General features: G+C 62.8%; 19 protein-coding genes and 2 tRNA genes. 12 read left to right on the top strand and 9 right to left on the bottom strand.

The window, feature by feature from the left end:
- Window positions 1–524: 524 nt before the first annotated feature.
- The 5 genes from K7I12_RS14585 to K7I12_RS14565 all read left to right on the top strand — a co-directional run bounded on the left by K7I12_RS14585 (window position 525) and on the right by K7I12_RS14565 (window position 4,693).
- A complete protein-coding gene (locus K7I12_RS14585) occupies window positions 525–1,568 on the top strand; it encodes a methionine ABC transporter ATP-binding protein (RefSeq protein ID WP_231664540.1) in 1,044 nt (347 codons plus the stop codon).
- Window positions 1,549–2,202, top strand: coding sequence for a methionine ABC transporter permease (locus tag K7I12_RS14580; RefSeq protein ID WP_231664539.1), 654 nt, complete (start codon window positions 1,549–1,551; stop codon window positions 2,200–2,202). The genes K7I12_RS14585 and K7I12_RS14580 overlap by 20 nt, the downstream gene beginning before the upstream one ends.
- A 126-nt stretch (window positions 2,203–2,328) precedes the next feature.
- Window positions 2,329–3,129 (top strand): MetQ/NlpA family ABC transporter substrate-binding protein, encoded by an 801-nt coding sequence (locus tag K7I12_RS14575; RefSeq protein ID WP_231664538.1) that lies wholly within the window; start codon window positions 2,329–2,331, stop codon window positions 3,127–3,129.
- Window positions 3,130–3,207: 78 nt separating this feature from the next.
- Window positions 3,208–3,666, top strand: coding sequence for a GAF domain-containing protein (locus K7I12_RS14570; protein ID WP_231664537.1), 459 nt, complete (start codon window positions 3,208–3,210; stop codon window positions 3,664–3,666).
- Window positions 3,667–3,727: 61 nt separating this feature from the next.
- Window positions 3,728–4,693 carry an alpha/beta hydrolase gene (locus K7I12_RS14565; protein WP_269438695.1) on the top strand — a complete coding sequence of 322 codons (966 nt, stop codon included), beginning with the start codon at window positions 3,728–3,730 and terminating at the stop codon, window positions 4,691–4,693.
- A gap of 69 nt (window positions 4,694–4,762) precedes the next feature.
- On the opposite strand, the gene K7I12_RS14560 is transcribed toward K7I12_RS14565, so the two are convergent.
- The 3 genes from K7I12_RS14560 to glpK form a co-directional block, all read right to left on the bottom strand.
- Window positions 4,763–4,839: transfer RNA gene (locus K7I12_RS14560), tRNA-Val, on the bottom strand.
- A 20-nt stretch (window positions 4,840–4,859) separates the two neighbouring features.
- A tRNA-Val gene (locus tag K7I12_RS14555) sits at window positions 4,860–4,936 on the bottom strand.
- A gap of 210 nt (window positions 4,937–5,146) precedes the next feature.
- Window positions 5,147–6,631 carry a glycerol kinase GlpK gene (glpK, locus tag K7I12_RS14550; RefSeq protein ID WP_231664536.1) on the bottom strand — a complete coding sequence of 495 codons (1,485 nt, stop codon included), beginning with the start codon at window positions 6,629–6,631 and terminating at the stop codon, window positions 5,147–5,149.
- Between the two features lie 263 nt (window positions 6,632–6,894).
- Between glpK and K7I12_RS14545 the strand changes: the two genes are divergently transcribed.
- The 3 genes from K7I12_RS14545 to K7I12_RS14535 all read left to right on the top strand — a co-directional run bounded on the left by K7I12_RS14545 (window position 6,895) and on the right by K7I12_RS14535 (window position 10,595).
- Window positions 6,895–7,713, top strand: a complete 819-nt coding sequence (locus K7I12_RS14545) for a DeoR/GlpR family transcriptional regulator (RefSeq protein WP_051907609.1) — start codon at window positions 6,895–6,897, stop codon at window positions 7,711–7,713.
- 101 nt (window positions 7,714–7,814) lie between these two features.
- On the top strand, window positions 7,815–9,332 hold the full coding sequence (gene glpD, locus K7I12_RS14540) for a glycerol-3-phosphate dehydrogenase (protein ID WP_231664535.1): 1,518 nt from the start codon (window positions 7,815–7,817) through the stop codon (window positions 9,330–9,332).
- A 180-nt stretch (window positions 9,333–9,512) separates the two neighbouring features.
- Complete coding sequence (locus K7I12_RS14535) at window positions 9,513–10,595, top strand: endonuclease/exonuclease/phosphatase family protein (RefSeq protein ID WP_031383822.1); 1,083 nt, start codon at window positions 9,513–9,515, stop codon at window positions 10,593–10,595.
- A 105-nt stretch (window positions 10,596–10,700) separates the two neighbouring features.
- Here the strand turns inward: K7I12_RS14535 and K7I12_RS14530 are convergent, their stop codons facing one another.
- The 5 genes from K7I12_RS14530 to K7I12_RS14510 all read right to left on the bottom strand — a co-directional run bounded on the left by K7I12_RS14530 (window position 10,701) and on the right by K7I12_RS14510 (window position 16,678).
- Window positions 10,701–12,080: a class II fumarate hydratase gene (locus K7I12_RS14530; RefSeq protein WP_231664534.1), complete on the bottom strand. Its 1,380-nt coding sequence runs from the start codon at window positions 12,078–12,080 to the stop codon at window positions 10,701–10,703.
- Between the two features lie 103 nt (window positions 12,081–12,183).
- Entirely contained in the window at window positions 12,184–13,224 is a 1,041-nt protein-coding gene (locus K7I12_RS14525) for an AbrB family transcriptional regulator (RefSeq protein ID WP_231664533.1), read from the bottom strand.
- Entirely contained in the window at window positions 13,224–13,976 is a 753-nt protein-coding gene (locus K7I12_RS14520) for an SDR family NAD(P)-dependent oxidoreductase (RefSeq protein WP_231664532.1), read from the bottom strand. The genes K7I12_RS14525 and K7I12_RS14520 overlap by 1 nt, the downstream gene beginning before the upstream one ends.
- Window positions 13,977–14,034: 58 nt before the next feature.
- The gene (locus K7I12_RS14515; RefSeq protein WP_231664531.1) at window positions 14,035–15,480 is read right to left on the bottom strand and encodes an MmgE/PrpD family protein; all 1,446 of its coding nucleotides are present in this window, start codon (window positions 15,478–15,480) and stop codon (window positions 14,035–14,037) included.
- A 112-nt stretch (window positions 15,481–15,592) separates the two neighbouring features.
- Window positions 15,593–16,678 (bottom strand): mandelate racemase/muconate lactonizing enzyme family protein, encoded by a 1,086-nt coding sequence (locus K7I12_RS14510; protein WP_231664530.1) that lies wholly within the window; start codon window positions 16,676–16,678, stop codon window positions 15,593–15,595.
- A gap of 544 nt (window positions 16,679–17,222) precedes the next feature.
- On the opposite strand from K7I12_RS14510, the gene K7I12_RS14505 reads away from it, so the two are divergent.
- From K7I12_RS14505 to K7I12_RS14495, 3 genes are all read left to right on the top strand, one after another.
- The gene (locus tag K7I12_RS14505; protein ID WP_231664529.1) at window positions 17,223–18,233 is read left to right on the top strand and encodes a Bug family tripartite tricarboxylate transporter substrate binding protein; all 1,011 of its coding nucleotides are present in this window, start codon (window positions 17,223–17,225) and stop codon (window positions 18,231–18,233) included.
- A 31-nt stretch (window positions 18,234–18,264) separates the two neighbouring features.
- Window positions 18,265–18,807: a tripartite tricarboxylate transporter TctB family protein gene (locus K7I12_RS14500; protein ID WP_231664528.1), complete on the top strand. Its 543-nt coding sequence runs from the start codon at window positions 18,265–18,267 to the stop codon at window positions 18,805–18,807.
- Window positions 18,808–18,920: 113 nt separating this feature from the next.
- On the top strand, window positions 18,921–20,426 hold the full coding sequence (locus tag K7I12_RS14495) for a tripartite tricarboxylate transporter permease (RefSeq protein WP_231664527.1): 1,506 nt from the start codon (window positions 18,921–18,923) through the stop codon (window positions 20,424–20,426).
- A 110-nt stretch (window positions 20,427–20,536) separates the two neighbouring features.
- Here K7I12_RS14495 and K7I12_RS14490 read toward each other — a convergent pair whose 3' ends face one another.
- Complete coding sequence (locus K7I12_RS14490) at window positions 20,537–21,220, bottom strand: FCD domain-containing protein (protein WP_231664526.1); 684 nt, start codon at window positions 21,218–21,220, stop codon at window positions 20,537–20,539.
- Window positions 21,221–21,485: 265 nt separating this feature from the next.
- Between K7I12_RS14490 and K7I12_RS14485 the strand changes: the two genes are divergently transcribed.
- Window positions 21,486–22,841, top strand: coding sequence for an MmgE/PrpD family protein (locus tag K7I12_RS14485; RefSeq protein WP_231664525.1), 1,356 nt, complete (start codon window positions 21,486–21,488; stop codon window positions 22,839–22,841).
- Window positions 22,842–22,879: the final 38 nt, after the last annotated feature.

Below are 22,879 nucleotides of genomic sequence, written 5' to 3'. Positions count from 1 at the left end.
TGCTGCTCGTTTTGAGAATATTGGCCACAGAAGCCCGTAAGTAGGCATCATGATGGTGCAAAAATCTGCCGCGGCAGGCGGCGTCCATTGTCTGCCGACGCTAAGTCCGACAGGCTGCTAGAGAAAAGCCGCGCCTGGAGGAAAGCCGATTGTCGCGCCCACCGACGCCGCGGGCGGATAACCGCCATCAACGGCCGCGGGTCACCCATGAATTTTTAGGCTTTTCTTCTATGAAAGGAGCCTTTCACATGGCAATTTGCTACATGGTGGCGCTTGTTATTAGGGCATAGACCAAAGTCGTTGACAGCCCCCGAAGGGCTCTCTAGACTTTCGCGCATCATCTCAAGGCGCCGATTTGTTCCCGGATTGCGGGCGCCTCCAGGGCCGCAAGGCGCTGGAAAGTGCAGCTAAAAGGGTGTGTCCAGCGTTGATGGCCACCCGCCAGGGTGGCCTTTTTTGTACCGCGACCTGGTCCGCTCCGCCCGTTTTCCCGCTCCGATCGTCGCCCCGACACGACCGGAACCATGATCACACTCGACCACGTTTCCAAGACCTACGGCAGCGGCGCCGGCGCCATTCATGCGCTCAAGCCCACCGACCTGCACGTGCCCCAGGGTGCCATCCACGGTGTCATCGGCCTGTCCGGCGCCGGCAAGTCGACGCTGATTCGCTGCGTCAATCTGCTCGAACGCCCGACCACCGGCCGGGTATACGTCGATGGCGAGGAACTGACCGCGCTCGACGCCGCCTCACTCAATCGCGCCCGCCACCGGGTCGGCATGATCTTCCAGCATTTCAACCTGCTGTCGTCGCGCACGGTGTTCGCCAATGTCGCCCTGCCGCTGGAGCTGATGGGCGTGGCCAAGCGCGAGATACGCGAACGCGTCGAGCCGCTGCTTGAAATGACCGGGCTCTCCGACAAGCGCGACAAGTACCCGGCCGAGCTTTCCGGCGGCCAGAAGCAGCGCGTGGCGATCGCCCGGGCGCTGGCCAGCCGTCCCAAGGTGCTGCTGTGCGACGAGGCGACCTCGGCGCTGGATCCGCAGACCACCGTGTCGATTCTCGAACTGCTGCAGGACATCAACCGCAAGCTGGGGCTGACCATTCTGCTGATCACTCACGAGATGGAAGTGGTCAAGTCGATCTGCCATCGCGTGGGGCTGATTTCCGGCGGCGAGCTGGTCGAGGAAGCCGACGTCGGTGACTTCTTCACCACGCCAGCGACCCGGCTGGGCCGCGATTTCCTCAACGCCTTCCTCGAACTCGAGCCGCCCCAGGCGCTGGTCGACCGGCTCGAGGCGCGCCCCGGCGACAACAGCCACCCGGTGGTGCGCCTGGCATTCAAGGGCGATGCCGTATCCACCCCGCTGATCTCGCGCCTGGCCCGCGACTGCGACATCGACGTCAGCATTCTCGAGGCCAAGGTCGAGTCGATCCAGGATCGCACCCTGGGACTGATGATTGCCGAACTGATCGGCACGCCCGAGCAGACCGCCAAGGCGCTGGCCTATCTCGACTCCCACGACCTGCAAGTGGAGGTGCTCGGCCATGTCCAGCGCGATGCTTGAACTGATCCTCGCGGCGACCCTCGACACTCTCTACATGGTCGCCGTGTCCGGCGTCATCGCCGCGGCGCTGGGCGTGCCGCTGGGGGTACTGCTCTACGTGACCCGCCCGGGGCAGATTCTCGCCCAGCCGCTGAGCAACCGCATCCTGGGGATCGTCACCAACATCGGCCGCTCGGTCCCCTTCATCATCCTGCTGGTCGCGATCATCCCCTTCACGCGCATGCTGGTGGGTAGCTCGATCGGCACCAGCGCCGCCGCCGTGCCGCTGACCATCGCCGCGATTCCCTTCGTCGCGCGACTGGTCGAGGGGGCGCTCAACGAAGTCCCGCCAGGGCTGGTCGAGGCCGCTCAATCGATGGGCGCGACGCCGCTGCAGATCATCACCAAGGTGCTGCTGCCCGAGGCGCGTGGCGGCATCATCACCGGCCTGACCATTACCGTGGTCACGCTGATCAGCTATTCGGCGATGGCCGGTGCGGTGGGCGGCGGCGGGCTCGGCGATCTGGGCATTCGCTACGGCTACAACCGCTTCAACCCCACCGTGATGCTGATCACGGTGGTCATTCTGGTGGTTCTGGTGCAGGGCTTCCAGATGCTCGGCGACTATCTGGTGCGGCGAACCGACCATAAATAGCCGACCCGAGCAGCCAAATCGAACCAATAACCAAAAGGCATTACCAATTTTCTGCTTATAGCTTAAAATACGCCCTATTCCGCCGCGCGGTTCCGCGGCATCGGGCACATCGCAAGGAGACACATCATGAAGCACGCCATCGCCAAGACACTCGGCACCGCCCTGCTCGGCCTCGGCCTGGTCGGCGGTCCCGCCAGCGCCGCCGCCGATCAGATCAAGGTCGGCACCGTGGCCGGGCCCGAAACCGACGTCATGCAGGTCGCCAAGCAGATCGCCAAGGACAAGTACGGGCTCGACGTCGAGATCATCGAGTTCACCGACTACGTGACGCCCAACGCCGCGCTGGCCGATGGCAGCCTGGATGCCAACGCCTACCAGCACGAGCCGTACATGAAGTCGATGGTCCGTGACCGCGGCTACGATTTCGCGATCGCCGGGCGCACCTTCGTCTATCCGATCGGCGCCTATTCCGAAAAGTACGACAGCATCGAGGAATTACCCGACGGCGCGACCATCGCATTGCCCAACGATCCGTCGAACGAAGGCCGCGCGCTGATCCTGATGCACAACAAGGGCCTGCTCGAGCTCAACGATCCGAGCAATCTTGAAGCCACGCCAATCGACATCGCCGAGAACCCACGCGATTTCGAGTTTCGCGAAATCGAGGCCGCTCAGTTGCCACGAGTGCTCCCCGACGTCGACATGGCGTTCATCAACAACACCTTCGCCCAGCCGGCCGGCCTGAGCCTGGACGATGCGCTGATCAAGGAAGGCCCCGAGTCGCCCTATGTCAATCTGATCGTGGTGCGCGCCGGCGATCAGGACCGCAAAGCGATCCAGCAGCTGGTCGACGCCTACCAGAGCCAGCCGGTGATCGACAAGGCCGAGGAGCTGTTCAAGGGCGGCGCCGTTCCCGGCTGGAAGTAAGCGCCACTCGTCGTGACCGACGGGCCGACCTGAAAGGGCCGGCCCGTCTACTTTCAGGCCCGCTTAAAGGAAGTGTCCATGAGCGATTATCCACGCCTCGCCCGCCAGCTCGAAGCGCTGCTCGACAGCCGCGACTGGCTGACCAACGCAGCCCAGACCTGCGCCTTCATCATGCAGGAGATCCCCGATCTCAACTGGGCGGGCTTCTACCTGCAGCGCCGGGCCGAGACGCTGATTCTCGGTCCCTTTCAGGGCAAGCCAGCCTGCAACCCGATTCCTTTCAGCAACGGGGTGTGCGGCGCCGCGGCGCGCACCCGCCAGACCCAGCGCATCGATGACGTACACGCCATCGCCGATCACATCGCCTGCGACGCGGCGTCGCGTTCCGAGCTGGTGGTGCCGATCGTCGTCGACGAGGCGCTGTGGGGCGTACTCGATCTCGACAGCCCCCACCCGGCGCGCTTTTCCGGCGACGACCAGGCCGGGATCGAGTGCCTTGTCGCGACATTCATCGCCGCCAGCGACTTCGCCGGCTAGCCATTGCCGCCGCCTCTCGCTGACGCCATGCTGTACGTCCGCTAATCCGGGAGGCTCATTCATGCATCACACGCCCTCGCCCGGCGCCGCCCACGAGGGGCTGGACGCCGTGCTCACCCATCTCGAGCGGCTCAAATCGCTCAATATCGCCAGCGGTAACAACCTGACCGTCAAGCGTCGCCTGCTCGATTTGTACTTCGCCGCCGACCCAATGATCCTCGACGCTCACTGCCGGGTCGAGCCGCTACTGGTGCCGACCCGCGCCGGCGTCATCGCTGCCGAGCGGGTACGCCCGGCCGAGACCGACCACGAGCCATGCCGCCGGCTGCTGTATCTTCACGGCGGTAGCTGGATCGCCGGCAGCCCGGCCAGCCATCGCCCGCTGACGACACGCCTGGCACGAGCCTGCCAGGCCGAGGTGATCGCCATCGATTACCGGCTGGCCCCCGAGGCGCCATTTCCCGCCGGGCTCGAGGACTGTCTCGACGCCTGGCAATGGCTGTGCCGCGAAGACTCCGAGCCGCCGCTGCTGCTCGCCGGCGACAGCGCCGGCGGCAATCTGGCGCTGGCCTGTGTGGATGTTCTCAAGCGCGAAGCGCTGCGCCTGCCCGACGCGGTACTCGCCTTCTCGCCGGCCACCGACCAGAGCTGGGAGAGCGACTCGCTGACGCGCAAGGCCACAGTCGACCCGATCCTCGATGCCAGCCTGCTACCGCAATTGACCCAGCTGTATCTTGGCCACGCGCCGGTCGCCCAGGCCGACGACCCCAGAGTGTCGCCGATCGAGGGCGATCTCACCGGCTTGCCGCCGATGCTGATCCAGTGCGGCGAAGCGGAAGTGCTGCTCGACGACAGCCGGCGCTACGCCGAACAGGCGCAACAAAGCGGCAGCCCCGTCAAGCTCAGCCTGTGGGCCGACATGCCGCATGTGTTCGTCGGCTTCGCCCCGCTACTCGATGCGGCCAATCGGGCGCTCGAGGAGATCGCCCGCTTCGTCGACGCGCATGCGCCGGTCGATGACGACTGACACGCCCAGACCAGTGAAAAACACAACGAAAGACGCCCGACTCGGCAAGCGAATCGGGCGTCTGAAAGCTGGTAGGACCAAGCGGATTTGAACCGCTGACCTCCACGATGTCAACGTGGCGCTCTAACCAACTGAGCTATGGTCCTGCAATGCTGCGAGAGCCTGCTGGTAGGACCGAGCGGATTTGAACCGCTGACCTCCACGATGTCAACGTGGCGCTCTAACCAACTGAGCTACGGTCCTGCAGGCGTTGACGGCGATTATGCACATACGCTGGCCGGCAACGGATGCGTATTCTACCCTCGGCGGCGGCGAATGCAACCCCCGGCGGGCACTTTTCGCCGCGGAACATCCCTCCCTTGTGCTTGATTCGGCGGACAATTCCAGACTCATCAAGCGCTAGGATGCCCTGACAATGCACCGGCGCCTTCAAGATACCGCCGCGCGCCAGGCTCAACGGCATTTGACGCGATTCACCGCATCCTGCCAGCCGGCATACAGCGTCTCGCGCTCCTCCTCGGCCATCTGCGGTTCGAAGGTACGTTCGCAGTGCCACAACCGGGCGATCTCGTCGAGGTCGGCGTACCAGCCGATCGCCAACCCGGCCAGGTAGGCCGCGCCCAGCGCGGTGGTCTCGAGCGTCTCGGGGCGGTCCACCGGAACGCCTAGCATGTCGGCGAGAAACTGCATGACCCAACTGTTGCCGACCATGCCGCCATCGACACGCAGCGTACCGGCACGTCCGGCGACGTCGTCGTTCATGCAGGTCTGCAGATCGCGGGTCTGGTAGCACACCGATTGCAGGCCGGCGGCGACGATCTCGGCGATGCCGGTGTCGCGGGTCAGCCCGAAGATCGCCCCACGCGCCAGCGGGTCCCAGTGCGGCGCACCCAGGCCGGTGAAGGCCGGCACCAGATAGACGCCGTGCCCCTTGCGGGTACTGCGCGCCAATTGTTCGCTGTCCGCGGCCTCGGCGAACAGCTTGAGTCCGTCGCGCAGCCATTGCACCGTGGCCCCGGCGACGAATATGCTGCCCTCCATGGCATAGGTCACCTGCCCATCGAGCCGATAGGCCACGGTGGTCAACAGCCGGTTGCGTGAAGTTTCCGCGCGCCCCCCGGTATTGAGAATCATGAAACAACCGGTACCGTAGGTACTCTTGGTCATGCCCGGCTCGAAACACGCCTGGCCGATCAGCGCCGCCTGCTGGTCGCCGGCCACGCCGCGGATCGGTAGCGCTTCGCCCAACCACTCGGGCTGGGTGGTGCCGAAGTCGCCGCTGCAGTCGCGCACCTCGGGCAGCAGACTCGCGGGTATGCCGAACAGCGCCAGCAGATCCTCGTCCCAGCGCTGCTCGTGGATGTTGAATAGCGCCGTGCGCGAGGCGTTGGTGGCGTCGGTGGCATGCACCTGCCCGCCGGTCAGCCGCCATAGCAGAAAGCTGTCGACGGTACCGAAGGCCAGCTCGCCGCGTTCGGCGCGCTCACGTGCCCCGTCGACGTTGTCGAGCAGCCACTTGAGCTTGGTCGCCGAGAAGTAGGGATCGATCACCAGCCCGCTGCGCTCGCGAATCAGCGCATCGTGGCCGGCGTCGGTCAATGCCTGGCAGGCCGCGAAGGTGCGGCGATCCTGCCAGACGATGGCGTTGTAGATCGGCTCGCCGGTACGGCGATCCCACACCAGCGTGGTTTCGCGCTGATTGGTGATGCCGATGGCCGCCACCGCCGAGGCGTCGACCCCGGCCTTGTCCAGCACCTGCCGGCAGGTGCGCAGCACCGACTCCCAGAGGTCTTCGGGATTATGCTCGACCCAGCCGTCATGAGGAAAATGCTGCGGGAATTCCTCCTGGGCGACCGCCACGCCTCGACCATCGCGATCGAAGAGAATGGCCCGTGAACTGGTGGTGCCCTGGTCGATGGAAAGCAGGTAGGAAGCCATGGCGTACTCGTATTGTTGGCGGTTATCCGGCGCGCGTCGTCTCTCTGCCCGAGCGGAGGGGCGATGTCGACGCCGGGTTGCGCATGTTCGTTATTGCTTGAAAGAGGCTAAACCGCTTTTCACATAACAACAAACCATCGGGCACGGCTCACCCTAAGACCATGGTCGAATCCGCCCGGTGGCGGCCGCGCTGTTGGCACAAGCTGATACTATGACGGCATGCCGCCTGCGGGCTTTGCATCGATAACTCAATGGAACGCTTCATGATCCAGCGCAACCGCCACGACGCCATCATCGCCCTCGTCAGGCGCCAAGGTTACGCCTCCATCGAACAACTGGCCGGCGATTTCGGGGTTACGCCGCAGACCATTCGTCGCGATCTCAACCTGCTGGCCAACGAGGGCCGGCTTCGCCGCGTCCACGGCGGCGCCGGGCTCGAGTCGAGCACCGTCAACACCGCCTACCAGACGCGCAAGACCCTCAATCTCGCTGCCAAACAGCGCATCGCCCGCCTGCTGGCTCGCCAGATTCCCGACAACACCTCGCTGTTCATCAACATCGGCACCACCAACGAGATCTTCGCCGAGGCGCTAGCCGACCACCACGGCCTGGAAGTCATTACCAACAACCTCAATGTCGCGGCCATTCTCCAGCATCAGGAGGATTTCAACGTCATCGTCGCCGGCGGCCAGGTGCGCTCGCGGGATGGCGGCATCATCGGCGAGGCGACGATCGATTTCATCAACCAGTTCAAGGTCGACTACGGCATCATCGGCATCAGCGGCATCGACGACGATGGCTCGCTGCTGGAGTTCGACTATCAGGAAGTGCGCGTCGCCCAGGCAATCATCCACAACTCACGACAGGTGATGCTGCTCGCCGATCACTCCAAGTTTCACCGCAACGCCGTGGTGCGTCAGGGCAACATCGCTCAGATCGACGCCCTGTTCACCGACCGTCAGCCACCGGAACGGCTGTTGCAGCTGATCGAGGCTCACGACGTCGCCCTGCATATCGCCGAAGAACCGGCCACTGCCGGCTCGCTTGAAGACGATACGGGACCCGCTCAGCAATCGCGATGATGTTCGTTTTCACCCATGAGTATTTTCATAAACGAAAATTTCGCCCATAATGAAAACCACCGTTTTCATCATCGCACTCGGGGTGTCCCGAAGGAGCCGACATGGGCGCAACGTCATCAACGCCACCGCTACTCGACCTGTTCGTGGTCGGCGGGGGCATCAACGGCACGGGGATCGCCAACGACGCCGCCGGTCGCGGTCTTTCGGTAACCCTTTGCGAACAGGCCGACCTGGCCCAGGCGACCTCCTCGGCGAGCAGCAAGCTCATCCACGGCGGCCTGCGCTATCTCGAATACTACGAGTTCAGGCTGGTTCGCGAGGCCCTGCGCGAACGCGAGGTGCTGCTCAGAAAAGCCCCGCATATCATCTGGCCGCTGCGTTTCATCCTGCCCCATCAGCCGCACCTGCGTCCGGCCTGGATGATTCGTGCCGGGCTGTTTCTCTACGACCACCTGGGCAAGCGCGACAGCCTGCCGCGCTCGAAGGGCTTGCGCTTCGCCGCCGGCAACCCGCTGCGCGAAGAGATCAGCCAGGGTTTCGAATATTCCGACTGCTGGGTCGACGATGCCCGGCTGGTCGTGCTCAATGCCCTGCAGGCCCGCGACAACGGCGCCGAAATCCTGGTGCGCACGCGCTGCGTCGAAGCCCACGACGAGGATGGCCACTGGCGGCTGGTGCTCGAGGAGCAGCCTGGCGGGCGACGCTTCGAGCGCCGCGCCCGGGTGCTGGTCAACGCGGCTGGACCCTGGGTCGAGCGCTTCATCAGCGAGCGCACCTCGCATCACTCACGCTACGCCATTCGGATGATCCAGGGCAGCCACATGGTGGTGCCTCGCATCAATGCCGACGAGCGCGCCTATATCCTGCAGAACCGCGACGGGCGCATCGTCTTCGTCCTGCCCTACGAACAGGATTTCAGCCTGATCGGCACCACCGACGTGCGCTACCGGGGCGACCCCGCCGCCATTCGGGCCAGCGACGACGAAGTCGACTATCTTCTCGACGTAGTCAATGCGCACTTCCGCACACCGTTGACCCGCGACGAGGTGGTCACCACGTTCTCCGGCGTACGCCCGCTGTGCGACGACGAATCCACCGATCCGGCGGCGATGACCCGCGATTACACACTCGACCTGGATCGCCAGGGCGCTCCGCTGCTCTCCGTGTTCGGCGGCAAGATCACTACCTACCGCAAGCTCGCCGAAACCGCTCTCGAGACACTCGCCCCCCTGTTCCCATCCATGCGGCCGGCATGGACGGCCGAGGCACGCCTGCCCGGCGGCGATATCGCCAGCCAGGCGGACTTCCAGACTCGGCTACTGCGCGACTACCCGTTCCTCGGCGCAGAGCGCGCACGGCGTTTTGCCGGCAGCTATGGCACGCTCTGCCTGCATTTTCTCCAGGGCTGCACCAGCATCGAGGCGCTGGGCCAGGATTTCGGCGGCGGGCTGTCACAGCGAGAGGTCGACTATCTGGTCGAGCACGAATGGGCGCGTGACGTCGACGACATCCTGTGGCGGCGTACCAAGCGCTATCTGCGCCTTGACAACACTCAGCGCGAGCGGCTCGCCGACTACCTCGGGCGGACGCAGCATTCGATGCAGGCCGCGTTCAACTGATCGCCATGAATGCAGGCACGCTCTGAGTCACTCGATTGAAAAGCGACGCTTACGCCGCGGTTGTCATCCGTGTTATTAGTGACGCATTTTCATGCCGCTCACGATCTACCAGGCCGAACACGTCGTCTGCGAGTGACGCCACTGGCCAGGCGGATGTCGAGCGGTCTGCCCGGAGCAAGCATGATCGACATCGGCCTGAGCACCGCGGCTGCGCTACTGCTGATTGCCACCCTGATTCCCTTCTTGCGGCTACGCCACTGGTGGGTACGCGGCTTCGATTTCCCGCGGCTGCAGATTGCCAGCCTGGCGCTGGTCGTAGGCCTGCTGCTCTGGCTGTTCGGCAGCGCCGAGTGGCGCTGGTGGGCAATCGCCGCCTGCACCGCCGTGTTCGCCGTTCAGGGTAAGCACATCCGCCCCTGGACGCCGCTGGCGACCAAGAAGGTCGCCGATGCCAATGCCGACGGCGAGTGGCGCTACCTGACCGTGCTGGTCGCCAACGTGCTGACGCCCAACCGCAATGCCGAGGACCTGCTCAAGCAGATCCATGCCGCCCAGCCCAATCTGGTGCTGACGCTGGAATCCGACGAATGGTGGGGCGATCAGTTGGCCCGCTCGCTTCAAGGCGACTGGCCGCACAGCGTCAAGGTACCGCTCGACAACCTTTACGGCATGCATCTGTTTTCACGCGAGCCGCTCGAGGAGGTCGAGGTCAAATGGCTGATCCAGAGCGACATTCCGTCGATTCATGCCTGGTTGCGCATGCAGTGCGGCGTCAGGATCCGCATCCACGCCGTGCATCCGCGGCCGCCGGCGCCCAGCGAGAGCGAGGAGTCGCTGTGGCGCGACGCCGAGCTGCTGCTGGTCGGCAAGGGCATCCATCAGCACGAGCAGCCGACCCTGCTGTTCGGCGATCTCAACGACGTCGCCTGGTCGCGCACCACAAGGCTATTCTGTCGTGTCAGCGGGATGCTCGATCCGCGCCGTGGCCGCGGCATGTTCAGTACCTTCCATGCGGGCCATGTCCTGCTGCGCTGGCCGCTCGATCACATCTTCGTCAGCGAACACTTCACGCTGGGCGGCATGCGCCGGCTCGAGGGTTTCGGCTCCGATCATTTTCCGATCCTCGCCACGCTCTGCTACCGTCCGGCCCGCGCCGACGAGAACGACTCCCCCGAGGCCGACCGCGAGGAGCGCCAGCAGGCCGCCGAGACCATTCAGGAGGCGCGCCGCGAAGGTGACGGCGAGGCGACCCGACACGGCTGATCGGCGCAGCCTCGCCAACATGCATACAATGACCAAGCCGGCGCTGAGCGCCGACTTGGTCATTTGTGAATAGCGCCTCGCATTCGCCGGCGCGTCGGATACCGCTCAGCCGGGAATGCCGCCCTCGGTGAGCTTGGCCGGGTCGAGCAGGCGCTCGAGCTCGTCACGCGACAGATCGGTCTGCTCCTCGGCGACGTCGAGTATCGGCCGGCCAGCCTGGTAGGCCTTCTTGGCGATCGCGGCCGCGGCGTTGTAACCGATCACCGAATTCAAGGCGGTGACCAGGATCGGGTTGCGCGACAACGGCGCGTCGATGCTGTCGCGGCGCACGTTGAAGGTGGCGATCGCCCGATCGGCGAGCAGCCGGCTGACATTGGTCATCAATGTCAACGAGGTCAGCAGGTTGCTGGCGATCAGCGGCAGCATCACGTTGAGCTGAAAATTGCCGCTCTGGCCGGCGACGCCGATCGCGCTGTCCAGGCCGATCACCTGGGCGGCGGCCTGGGCGGCGGATTCGGGGATCACCGGGTTGACCTTGCCGGGCATGATCGAGCTGCCCGGCTGCAGCGCCTCGAGCTCGATCTCGCCGAGCCCGGCCAGCGGCCCGGAATTCATCCAGCGCAGGTCGTTGCTGATCTTCATCACCGCGCAGGCGTAGGTACGCAAGTGCCCCGAGAGTTCGACCGCGGCATCCTGCGAGCCCAGGCTGGCGAAGAAGCTGTCGCTGGGGCGCAGCTCCAGTCCGGTCTGGCGGCTCAGCGCCTTGGCGATGCGCGCGGCGAACTCGGGATGGGCGTTGACTCCGGTGCCCACCGCCGTACCGCCTTGGGCCAGCCGCGAGAGCCGCTGCTGGCCGCTCTGCAGACGTTCGATGGCCTGACCCACCTGGCTCGCCCAGCCGCCAAGCTCCTGACTCATGCGTACCGGCATGGCATCCATCAGGTGAGTGCGCCCGGTCTTGACCACGTCGTCGAGCTCGCCGGCCTTGCGCTCGATCGTCGCCTTCAGGTATTCCAGCGCCGGCAACAGCCGTTCCTTGACGGTCAGCGCGGCGGACAGGTGAATCGCCGTGGGGATCACGTCGTTGCTCGACTGGCCCATGTTGACATGGTCGTTGGGCCCGACCTCGAGCCCCTCCTTCGACGCCAGATGCGAGATCACCTCGTTGACGTTCATGTTGGTCGAGGTGCCCGAGCCGGTCTGGAAGACGTCGATGGGAAACTGATCGGCATGCTCGCCATCGATCAGCTGCTGAGCGGCGGCGATGATCGCCTCGGCGCGCGGCGAATCGAGCAGCTCGAGATCGCGGTTGACCTCGGCGGCGGCCTGCTTGATCCGCGCCACCGCGGCGATGAAGGCGGCCGGCATCGGCTGACCGCTGACCGGGAAATTATTCACGGCACGCTGGGTCTGGGCGCCGTAGAGCGCGCTGGCTGGCACGTCCAGCTCGCCCATGCTGTCGCGTTCGATGCGGGTCTCGCTCATGGCAACCTCTAATGTCTACGCAGGAAGAAAACACACCGTCGAAACCGGTAACTCAGCCACAGCATAGCAAACACCCAATCCACTCCACGCCGGTCCCGCCCATTCAAGACGTTACCCGCAGCCACAGACGGGCCATCGGCGAAGCCGACAGGTTGACGACGATGATCCGCACCATCTGAAACGCCACCACCTCGGCAACACCCAAGCCCAACGATGTCGCCGTGATCATCATCTCGGCGATGCCGCCCGGCGAGCCGGCCAGCGTCATTATCGATAATGGGATGCCCAGCGGGCTCGCGATCGACCAGGCCGATACAATGATCAGCGTCGAGGTGATCAACGAGACGCCCAGCCCCACCGCCAGAATTCGTGGCAGGCGCGCAATCTCTTCACGCTTGAAACGCCCACCCAGGGTCAGGCCGATGGCAATCTGGGCCGCAATGAACAGCCATGCCGGCACGTTGCCGCCCAACGCCCCGCTCAGCGTGTCTATGACCGAGACCAGCAACGCGCCGACGATGAAGGCATTCTGAATGCCCAAACGATTCATGCCCCAGCCGACCCCGAAACCGATTGCCAGGACCAACAGCGTCGCCCAGCCCAGCTCGACACCGCCGGCCGTCGTTCTGGCGCCACCCGAGCCGTCGAGAATCAGACTCAGCAGAAACGGCAATAGGATCACCAGCGAAGTGACGCGCATCGCCTGGATCAACGAAATCGCCGTACTCGCCCCACGCGACTGACTGTCATCGCCCAGGAAGGCCATCTCCGCAACCCCGCCGGGCAGATTGGCGAGCAGCGCGGTACGTCGGTCCAGGCCGGCCCAGCGTGCCAGCAGCAGCGAACAGACCGCCGCAACACACAGCGACCAGAACGCGAACAGCACCATCCAGGGCACCTGCCAGGCGAGCGAAATAAGCACGGCCGCCGTAAAGCCATGGCCGACCGCGGTCCCCACGACGACCTGGGCGCTACGCCGCACCGTCAAGGATTCAGGAACCCCGAAGCCGCTCAGCGCGGCTATCGCGCTGATCAGCATCGGGCCAAGAATCCACGGCAGCGGTATTCCGGCCAGCTTCGCTGCGTAGCCAGCGGCTGCCGCAGCAGCCACGACCAGCAACGTGAACACCTGGTGCTGGTGCATTACGGCATGAACCGGCCGCCGTTAACGTGCAGCGTCTGCCCTGTAATATATGAGTCCCGTGGATCGGCAAAGGGCAGTACCGCACGAGCCACCGCTTCGCTGCTACCCAGGGCCCGCTGCGGCCCCTTCTCGCTCTGGTGCGGCACCGACTGCCCGGGCTTGCGCGCGGTATCGATCGCACCGGGAACTACACAATTGGCACGCACCCGGCCCAGTCCCTCTTCGGCCAACGCCCGGGTCAGCCCCACCAACCCGGCCTTGGCGGCGATCACATGGGGACGCTCGGTGGCTGGCCGATGCGCGCTCAGCCCGCCCAAGTTGACGATCGCCCCCTGGCGCTCTTCAGGCAGGCGGCGGAACAGTTGCTGTGCAGTCAGGAACGCGCCGGCCAGAATGACCCCGACGACGCTGTCCCATTCCTGACGGGTAATCGACAGAAACGGCTTGTGAGGACGCTCCGCGGCGCCGTTGATAAGAATCGAAACCGTGCCGAGCCAGGATTCGGCGTGATCGAAGATGCCGTCGACCGACGCCTCGTCGGCCACCGAGGCGAGCAGGCCAGTCACCCTCTCGCTCTCGCCGCCAAGTGTCGCCAGCGCGTCATCGAGCGCTTGGCGATCCGAAGCACCGACAAGACAGACGCTGGCGCCACAATCGTGTAGCGCCTGAGCGATCGCCAGCCCGATGTTGCGCGTGCCGCCAGTAACGATGGCGCACTCACCGCTTAGATCGGGCGTCCAGAGATTCGACATGGCGTACGATTCCTTTGAATGAATTGAGAATGCCGGCGTTAGTCGCCGGCGCCAGGCTTTACGCGCTCAGCCAGCACGTCAACTCACGGACCGACTCGAGTTCCTCAAGATGGCGCACCGCCTCGATCAGCGACTCGCTCTTGCTAGTATCCCAACCGGCGAACTCGGCACAGCCACGGAACTTGTCGGCCACCTCGTCGTAGCTCATCGGGTTGGCGGGGCTGCCCTTGCCGAAATCGGCGCGCCCCGAAATTGTCCGACCATCCTTGAGATGGATGTCGATGATGGTGGTCATCTTGTCGTAGCCGGCTGCCTCCGCCTCGGGATGTACACCGAAGTGGATGCGCTCGATCATCTCTTGAACGTCGCTGCGATTGACCACTTCATCGGTGAATTCCGGCAAGCCGCCACGGCGTTCGAGCAGCAGGATCGCCATGCAGAATTCCATCGAGAATTTGGCCTGTAGCTCGTTGGTCGGGCGATGATGAATCAACGCGTTGGGCATGTTGTGGTTGGTGCCCACATCCACGCGGTCGACGTCGTCGGGCTTGATGTCATGTTCGAGAATCAGCTCGAGCATGCGGGTCATGCCCGGGTGAGTCAGCGACCCGGAAGGGTTGGGCTTGATCGAGACACCGGGCTCGACGAAGGTCCAGGGAAGGCCCAGCTTGCCGGATATCGCCTCGAGCATATAGCCACCGCCATGAGCCTGGAAAAAGCCGCGCGGCGATTCGAGAATCTTGTCGGTGGCGCTCCAGCCGGACTGGGCGAAATCCACTGCGACGACCCCCGACTCCGAAGAACGGCCGGCGTGGAAAGGCTTGGTCATGGTGCCGAAGTTTTCGCGCAGGCCGGCCGACTGGCTGGCGGCAATGGCCAGCGCGCGCAGCAGCGTCGCCTCGTCGAGCCCCAGCAGACGACCGGCCGCCGCCGCGGCGGCGAAGGTGCCACAGGTCGCCGTGGCGTGGAAGCCATGCTGATAGTGGCGCGGCGAGATCGCCTCAGCGATCTTGGTTTCGACCTCCACACCGAGATGATAGGCCAGCATCAGCTCGCGCCCGGAGAGGTCATGAACCTCGGCAACCGCCAGCGCGGCCGGCAGACACGGCGCGGTGGGGTGCGTCAGCAGACCGTAGACGCGGTCCGGACCCACCGCGAGCTGAGTGTCGTCGAAATCGTCGGCGTGAATGCCGACCCCGTTGGCGAACGCCGCGAAACGCTCCGGCACATGCATGTCAGTGCCAATGATGCTTGCCTGGCCGGAGACGCCCTGACGTTTCAAGTAGTTCTGAACAATCCGCCCCGATTCCGCCACCGACCCCGACAGCGCTAGTCCGAAGCCGTCCAGGATAGACTTCTTGCCCATGCTGATCAGGTCGTCGGGCAGATCAGCGTAATCGGTGCCGCGAATGAACTCGACGATTTCGCGCGTCAGCCCCTCGCCGCGTCGGGAGTCGATATCGGGTGTGAACTTCTCGATGGTGGCTTTCTGACTATCAGCCATGTTCTCTCCTTGTCGTCGTCTGACGCCATGGTAATAGACGCCTGCATGGCAGCACGTCGTGGTCGGCCAAGCCGCATGGGGGTGGCGTGGTCGCTGATGATCCGCATCCGGCCTACGCCGTGACGCGGGTATCCTTCAAGCCGTCGCGGTCAATCTCGAGCCCCAGGCCCGGACGATCGGGAATGGTGAGAATGCCGTTCTCGGGACGCGGCGGGTCGATGAATAGCGTCTCGCCCACCGACACCATGCCCAGGTGCCATTCGACCAACCAGCCGTTGGCCAGCCCCGCCATGGTGTGCATATTGAACAGCGGCCAACCGCCGCCATTGGCGATCGGCAGGTTATAGGTCTGTGCCAGGTGCGCGGCCTTGCGCGCCTCGGTATAACCGCCACAATAGGTGCAGTTAGGCTGGAGAATATCGACCGCCTGGTGCTCGACCAGCTCGCGCAAGCGCCAACGGTGGCCTTCCATCTGGCCGGCAGCAAGGGGGATTCGCGTCGAGCGACGCAGGTCGGCCAGTGCCCGCGCATCATTCTGGTAGAGCGGCTCCTCGAACCAGGTGATATCGCAGTCCTCGACGGCGCGACATAGCAGCTTGGCTTCCACCGGGCTGAACAGATAGTTGGCATCCATCATCAAGTCTATATCGTCACCCACCGCCTCGCGGATCACGCGTACACGCGCAGCGTCCTCGCGCCAGCCGCCCTTATCGACCCCCACGACCGTCTTGAGCGAGCGAAAACCGTTAGCGACGTGCAACCGGGCTGCCTCGGCCAATTGGTCGCGATCGTACTGGGGAAAGCCGAAGGTGACATAGGCGGGAACCCGTTCGCGGCACCCACCTAGCAACCGGGTGACCGAGCGACCGGCCTGCTTGCCCTGGATGTCCCAGAGGGCGATGTCCAGGCAGGACAGCGCCATGGATACCGTGCCGGTCATCGCGCGCGGGTTGAGCTTGGCAGCAACGCGTTGATGGATGGCTTCGACGTCGCGCGGGTCCATATCCCTGACCACGGGCAGAAAGTGTTTCTCCAAGGCAGCGACCACCGCTTGAGCGAGAAAATGTCCGGTCAGGCCATAACCCACAATGCCTTCATCGGTTTCCACCTCGCAGACCACGAAAAGCTTCTGTTCCTCGCGACCGTAGCCGGCCACCTTGCCGGCCAGCAATGGAATCTCAATGGATGTGGTGTGCAAACTTGTCCTGATGTCCTTGATTTTCATTGTTGTTATTCCCCGATTGATCACCTGATGGTTGGGCACGCACGCCGACCCAGGGCAAATGCTTGCCAGCAACAAATCTCGAATCCGACCACCTTCGCACTTGCGGGCAAGTCCGATTAGGCTACGCTCGCCAGTATTGAAAACTGTTAACTATTATGTCAAACCAAAAAAACAATTCTGCCCTCAAACTTTCATCGCCCGTCGCCTCTTAGACCAAGCCAGGGCCTAACGGAGTCTGCGTAAAATCCAGTAAGCAACTAATTTATATGTATTTATAGGACAATATCGATGCGACTTCGCTCGTAGTGAGCGGCATCAGTAAGACTAAAGACTAAGATTCAGAAAACCTTTTTTGTTGACAGTTTTCTGTTTAGCTAAAAACACTGAATATTGGGGAGGCCGAGTGAAGATGCTTCGTAGATAGAGGCAGCGAGGCGAGAAACAATAACAACTCGAAGCAACCCCAAAGCAAGGCCCATTTCGACGACAAGCATAAACAGAGAGAAGGAAGGCTGATATGACATTCAAGCGCACTACCGCATCCACACTGAATGGCCACTTGTTCCGGGCCGGCCTGATGACTGCTGCCCTGGTCGTTCCTCTCAGTGCAGCGGCACAGGAAGACTCCTGCGACCCCGAACAATGGCCAACCCAGACAATCGAACTCGTCTCGCACTCCTCGGCGGGGGGCGGCACTGACATGACGATGCGCATGTGGATGGACGCTGCCGCCCAGCAAGTCGACGAAGATGTCGTCATCGTCTACAAGCTGGGCGGCGGTGCTCGCGCGGCACAAGAATACTTCCAGGAACAGGGTGCTGACTGCCATACCATCATGGCCTTCACCCAGACCCACCTCTACACCATCGCGCGCGGCAACTCTCCGATAGAAATCTCGGACATGCAGGGTGTCGCCCGTGCCATGGACGACCCGTCGGTGATCGTGGTCCGTAGCGATAGTCCCTATGAGAGCTACGAGGAGCTGGTCAAGGCTTCGAAGGATCAGGCGTTGACCTGGGGCGTAGCGCAAGTCGGCGGTACCGAGCACATCGGCATCGAACGCTGGGCCGAGGCCGCCGGAACCGATGTGCGCGTCGTGCCGTTCGGTGGCGGGGGCGACATGGTCACCGCACTGCGCTCTGGCGCCGTCGATGCTTCGCTTGCCAACGTCAGCGAAGCGCTGGGCCAGATCCAGGAAGGCGACCTTCGCGCCCTCGCAGCACTCTCCGACGAGCGTATCAAGGCCCTGCCCAACGTGCCCACGGCCGCTGAGCTCGGCGACGATGTCCAAGTCTCCACGACACGCGGCTATTACGTGGATGCGGACACGCCGCCCGAGATGGTCGACAGGATCGAGAAGTGGATTCTCAATGCGATGGAGAGCACACGCTACCAGGAATACGTAAAGAGTGCCGGGCTTGATCCCGCGGACAGCATTGCCGGTAGCGAGGTATGGGACAAGCAGATCAAAGAAGAATATCAGACGGCGCTGGAAGCCATGCGCAAGCTCGGTCTCACAGAGAAGTAATCACCACTCGCCATTCATAGAGGAAGTGACAATGGGGCACAAGCCAGCACAGCGTGCCGGTGAAGAAGCGGGGCAACAGCGCCCCGCAACTTCGCGCTTTCACCGCCTGGATACGATTGTTGCGTTGATCATACTCGCCATCTGCGCCTTCCTGTTCTGGCGGACATTACTGTTCGACACCGTACCCTCCTCCCTGGCTCAGAACGTTCAGCCGGCCATGTTTCCGCAAATGCTGCTGGTTTTTATTGCGGCATTAGCACTCCTGCTGCCGTTCGAGCATCTTCAGAAACGCAAGCAAGGCATTGACCTCGACGAGGACCGTCGCACCCGACCGAAGCTGATCGTATTCATCACTTCGGCAGTCATGCTGATCCTTGTCGCAAGTATGCCCTGGCTCGGCACTTACGTTGGGCTACTGCTCGCAGCGGCAGGACTGCCACTACTATGGGGTGAGCGCCGCTACAAAATCCTGGTGCCCTATGCCGTGCTGTTTCCCACGGCATTGATATGGCTTTTTGCGGGGGCTCTTCAGGTGTCGTTCCTGCCCGGCATTACCGGTTACCTGTTCCGGTAGCCCCTGGGTGATTTTAATCACTCATGGCAGAGACTTACCGAGCGGCCGAGAAACTGCTCAAACCAGCAGAAAGCTTTTAAGCGCTTTTCAATAGTTTGCCTGGGGGTACTCCCTTGAACATCGATGCGATCATTCTGGGCGTTGGAATCATTCTGACGCCAACGAGTATTATGCTCATACTGCTCTCGGTCTTGCTCGGCGTATTGGTGGGCGCTTTACCGGGACTGAGCTCGACAATGGCGGTGGCCCTTCTGCTTCCCTTCACGCTGGGGCTCGACCCGGTCGTTGCCATTGCCATGATGGCTGCGCTCTACTGTGCCGGAACCTTCGGCGGGTCGATCACAGCGATTCTTATCAATGCCCCCGGTGCACCGCCCGCGGTGGCGACGGCGCTCGACGGCTACCCACTTGCACAACGTGGCGAGGCCGGACGTGCACTCGGCGTTGCCGCCATTTCAAGCGTCGCCGGCGGCATTCTAAGCCTGTTCATCTTCATTCTCGCAGCGCCGCTGCTCGCTTCGGTAGCCCTGAGCTTCCGCCCACAAGAGTATTTCGCGCTGACACTTTTCGGTCTTTCCATGCTGGCCGCGATCAGTGGCAAGTCGTCGCTTCGCAATGTAATCGCAGGCTTCTTTGGTGTCTTGGTAAGCACTATCGGTATTCATATGGTTACTGGCATCGAGCGCTTCACCTTCGGCACTTCGGTGCTCTATGAAGGTATCGACTTCGTACCGGTGTTGATCGGCATCTTTGCGATCGCCGAGCTGCTCAAGCAATCCCAGGCCAGCGACAAGGCCATGGAGAGGATCCGTTCGGTTGCGGTCAAGCTGCCGGGGCGCGCTGACATGCGCAGGATCTGGGCGCATATTCTGCGCTCGACCGGAATCGGCACCATCGTGGGCATTCTGCCTGCAGAAGGTACCACCGTCGCTGCGATCATGGGTTACAACGAAGCCAAACGCTGGTCGAAGCATCCGGAAGAGTTCGGCAAGGGGTCGATCGAGGGCATCGCCGGACCAGAGGCGGCAAATAATGCCGGCACTAGTGGCGCAATGGTACCCACGCTGGCACTTGGCATCCCCGGAAGCGGTACCACTGCGGTCATTCTAGCTGCACTGGTCATGCATGGCTTCCGTCCGGGTCCCTTTCTCATGCGCGAAACGCCGGAGATTCTCTACGCAATCTTCACGGCCATGTTCATCGCTAATATCGGGTTCCTGATCATCGGGCTGGCAGGTGCCAAGCTATTCTCAATGATCACCTTGATTCCACGGACGTTTCTCTGGCCTTCGGTATTCTGTTTCTCGGTGGTCGGCGCTTTCGCCTATCAGCAGCAGATGTTCGACGTCTGGGTCATGCTGATTTCGGGCCTGATCGGATTCTTCGCACTACGCCATGGCTTTGGTCCAGCACCGTTCGTGATGGGACTTGTTCTGGGTAACCTGCTCGAGAACAATTTCTCTCAGGCGATGATCATCTTCGATAGTGACTGGACGTTATTCTTTGCTAGCCCAGTCTCCAATCTCTTCTTCGCCTTGGCGGCACTCAGCTTGGCAAGCCCATTCATTAAGCCGGCATTTAAGCGTATTTTCACTAAACGCCGCTCGACGACTCCGTAAATCCGTACGAAGCGACATCGCCGGCCAAGGCCGGCGGTTATCTGGGGCGATTAGTCGGAATTTTTCAAGAGGTGAGCATGCCCAACTTGGCACCATCGCTCGAGCATGGCTCAAGAGCCAGCATGCGCAATCGCCCGCATAGCCCGGTCCCGACCGGCCAGCACATGGTCGTGCATGGCATTGAACGCTCGCTGAGCATCTCGCGAGGCGAGTCCCGCGACGATCTCGCGGTGCTCACGGTTGGATGCCTTCATGCCATCGCCCGACACCAGGCCACGCGTGCGGAAAAGATGCAATTGACGAACGAGATCGTGATAGGTCTTGACCAACCGCTCGTTACCCGAGGCGGAAATCAGGAAGTCGTGAAAAGTCAGATTCGCCGGATAGTAGCGGTCGAAATCACTGGCATTGGCCGCCGCTTCCATCTGCTCGATCAGCAATTCCAGGTGGTCCAGCTGGGCGCGAGTGATGCGCTCCGCCAGCAACCTGCCACAAAAGCCGAACAAGCCGGCACGCACCTCATAGACAGATTTTGCATCCTCTTCATCGATCACGCGGATGAATACGCCACGATTGGGAATCAACTGGACGAGCCCCTGTGCAGCCAGGGCCCGGCACGCCTCCCTTACAGGCCCACGACTGATGCCGAGGCGTATGGCCAGGGCGTTCTCATTGATGCGCTCGCCCGGTGAGTAATGCCCTTCCATGACCAGGCGTTCAATTTCACGCTGCGCCATGCTGGTCAGCGATTGGGCCCTCAGGAAACCGGAGGAATCGATGTTTTTTTCGGCCATTATCGTCAGCCTTGGCTCATGTTTGGAATGCCGTGGCGTCATACCGCGCCACATGTTTTGGCTAATTTGATGTACTTTTTTGTCAACAGTCGTCAAAAAAATATCTACAGATAGGACCATTATAGTCAGGGAAAGCGCTTCATTACAGAATTCATGCCTAGTATAAGGCTTTACAGAATTGTCTACAATTTACGGTACAAAAATCAGGCCATCACTTAAGTCGAGATGGCTTGCGTAGTCTCCATTGCACAGCAGGAGAATCATCATGACCCAGAGAACCGATGTCACACGAACCTTGGCGGAATGGATCGTCGGCTGTCGATCCGACGCCATCCCGGAGGAGATCCGCACCGAGGGTCTACGCACTTTCGTCAACTGGCTGGGCTGCGCCATCGGTGGGGCGACACACAAGACGGTCGACCGCGCCCTAGCCGCCGTCGCGCCCTTCTCCGGCGCCCCCGAGGCCAGTGTACTGGGGCGCAGCGAACGGCTCGATCCGCTGCACGCTGCGCTGATCAATGGCATCAGCTCACATGTCCTCGATTACGACGACACCCATCTCAAGACGATCATCCATCCGGCCGGCCCCGTTGCCTCCGCCCTGCTCGCGATCGCCGAGACGCGTCCCGTCAGTGGCACTGCGTTTCTCGACGCCCTGATTATCGGCGTCGAAGCGGAATGTCGCATCGGCAACTCGGTCTATCCGGAGCACTATGACCGCGGCTGGCACATCACCGGCACGGCCGGCGTGTTCGGCGCAGCCGCGGCGGTCGGGCGCCTTCTCGGCCTGGATGTCCAGAAGATGACCTGGGCGCTGGGTATCGCGGCGACGCAGTCGTCGGGTTTTCGCGAAATGTTCGGCACGATGTGCAAGAGCTTCCATCCCGGCCGGGCGGCACAGAACGGCGCCTTCGCCGCCTTTCTCGCTCAGGCGGGCTTCGACTCGTCGGAACGCGCCATCGAAGCGCCGCGAGGCTTCGCCAACGTCATGTCAGACAAACAGGACTATGGCGAGATCCTCGGCGGGCTGGGCACGCACTGGGAAACCGCGTTGAATTCCTACAAGCCGTTCGCCTGCGGAATCGTCATTCACCCGGCGATCGACGGCTGCATTCAGCTCAGGAACGAGCTGGGCGACGTCAACCGTATCGTCAAGGTCGAGCTGCTCACCCACCCGCTGGTACTCGAACTCACCGGCAAGACTGAACCGCGCACCGGTCTCGAGGGCAAGTTCAGCGTTTTCCACGCTGCCGCCAGCGCCTTGTTGCGTGGCGACGGTTCTCCCACCGCCTTCACCGACGAGGCAGTCAACGATCCCGCGCTCGTCGAGCTGCGCCGCAACGTGCATGTCACCACCGATCCCGGCTGTTATGAAGCCTCGGTCACCATCATCGTCACCCTCGACGATGGCCAACGCCTGGAGAAGCACGTCGAGCGAGCGATCGGCTCGCGCGAACGGCCGCTGAGCGATGACCAGATCGAGGCCAAGTTCCGCGGCCAGGCCGCCATGGTGATTGGCGAACAGGCATGCGACTCGCTGATTGAGGCGGCCTGGCAGATCGGGGCCATGGACGATGTCGGCGCATTGGCCAGGGCCTGTGTGCCGAGTGCCACCCGTTAGGCCAGCCCCGGATCTCTAACACGGCCCTCGACGACAAC

It is taken from the genome of Halomonas sp. IOP_31 (genome assembly GCF_021151495.1).
Lineage (GTDB): Bacteria > Pseudomonadota > Gammaproteobacteria > Pseudomonadales > Halomonadaceae > Modicisalibacter > Modicisalibacter zincidurans.
This window is presented reverse-complemented; position numbering and strand designations above follow the sequence as displayed.

What these genes read in the sequence shown, in the direction of transcription:
- K7I12_RS14585 (WP_231664540.1), top strand. Translation starts at nt 525, where the DNA reads ATGATCACACTCGACCACGTTTCCAAGACCTACGGCAGCGGCGCCGGC.
- K7I12_RS14580 (WP_231664539.1), top strand. Translation starts at nt 1,549, where the DNA reads ATGTCCAGCGCGATGCTTGAACTGATCCTCGCGGCGACCCTCGACACT.
- K7I12_RS14575 (WP_231664538.1), top strand. Translation starts at nt 2,329, where the DNA reads ATGAAGCACGCCATCGCCAAGACACTCGGCACCGCCCTGCTCGGCCTC.
- K7I12_RS14570 (WP_231664537.1), top strand. Translation starts at nt 3,208, where the DNA reads ATGAGCGATTATCCACGCCTCGCCCGCCAGCTCGAAGCGCTGCTCGAC.
- K7I12_RS14565 (WP_269438695.1), top strand. Translation starts at nt 3,728, where the DNA reads ATGCATCACACGCCCTCGCCCGGCGCCGCCCACGAGGGGCTGGACGCC.
- glpK (WP_231664536.1), bottom strand. Translation starts at nt 6,631, where the DNA reads ATGGCTTCCTACCTGCTTTCCATCGACCAGGGCACCACCAGTTCACGG.
- K7I12_RS14545 (WP_051907609.1), top strand. Translation starts at nt 6,895, where the DNA reads ATGATCCAGCGCAACCGCCACGACGCCATCATCGCCCTCGTCAGGCGC.
- glpD (WP_231664535.1), top strand. Translation starts at nt 7,815, where the DNA reads ATGGGCGCAACGTCATCAACGCCACCGCTACTCGACCTGTTCGTGGTC.
- K7I12_RS14535 (WP_031383822.1), top strand. Translation starts at nt 9,513, where the DNA reads ATGATCGACATCGGCCTGAGCACCGCGGCTGCGCTACTGCTGATTGCC.
- K7I12_RS14530 (WP_231664534.1), bottom strand. Translation starts at nt 12,080, where the DNA reads ATGAGCGAGACCCGCATCGAACGCGACAGCATGGGCGAGCTGGACGTG.
- K7I12_RS14525 (WP_231664533.1), bottom strand. Translation starts at nt 13,224, where the DNA reads ATGCACCAGCACCAGGTGTTCACGTTGCTGGTCGTGGCTGCTGCGGCA.
- K7I12_RS14520 (WP_231664532.1), bottom strand. Translation starts at nt 13,976, where the DNA reads ATGTCGAATCTCTGGACGCCCGATCTAAGCGGTGAGTGCGCCATCGTT.
- K7I12_RS14515 (WP_231664531.1), bottom strand. Translation starts at nt 15,480, where the DNA reads ATGGCTGATAGTCAGAAAGCCACCATCGAGAAGTTCACACCCGATATC.
- K7I12_RS14505 (WP_231664529.1), top strand. Translation starts at nt 17,223, where the DNA reads ATGACATTCAAGCGCACTACCGCATCCACACTGAATGGCCACTTGTTC.
- K7I12_RS14500 (WP_231664528.1), top strand. Translation starts at nt 18,265, where the DNA reads ATGGGGCACAAGCCAGCACAGCGTGCCGGTGAAGAAGCGGGGCAACAG.
- K7I12_RS14490 (WP_231664526.1), bottom strand. Translation starts at nt 21,220, where the DNA reads ATGGCCGAAAAAAACATCGATTCCTCCGGTTTCCTGAGGGCCCAATCG.
- K7I12_RS14485 (WP_231664525.1), top strand. Translation starts at nt 21,486, where the DNA reads ATGACCCAGAGAACCGATGTCACACGAACCTTGGCGGAATGGATCGTC.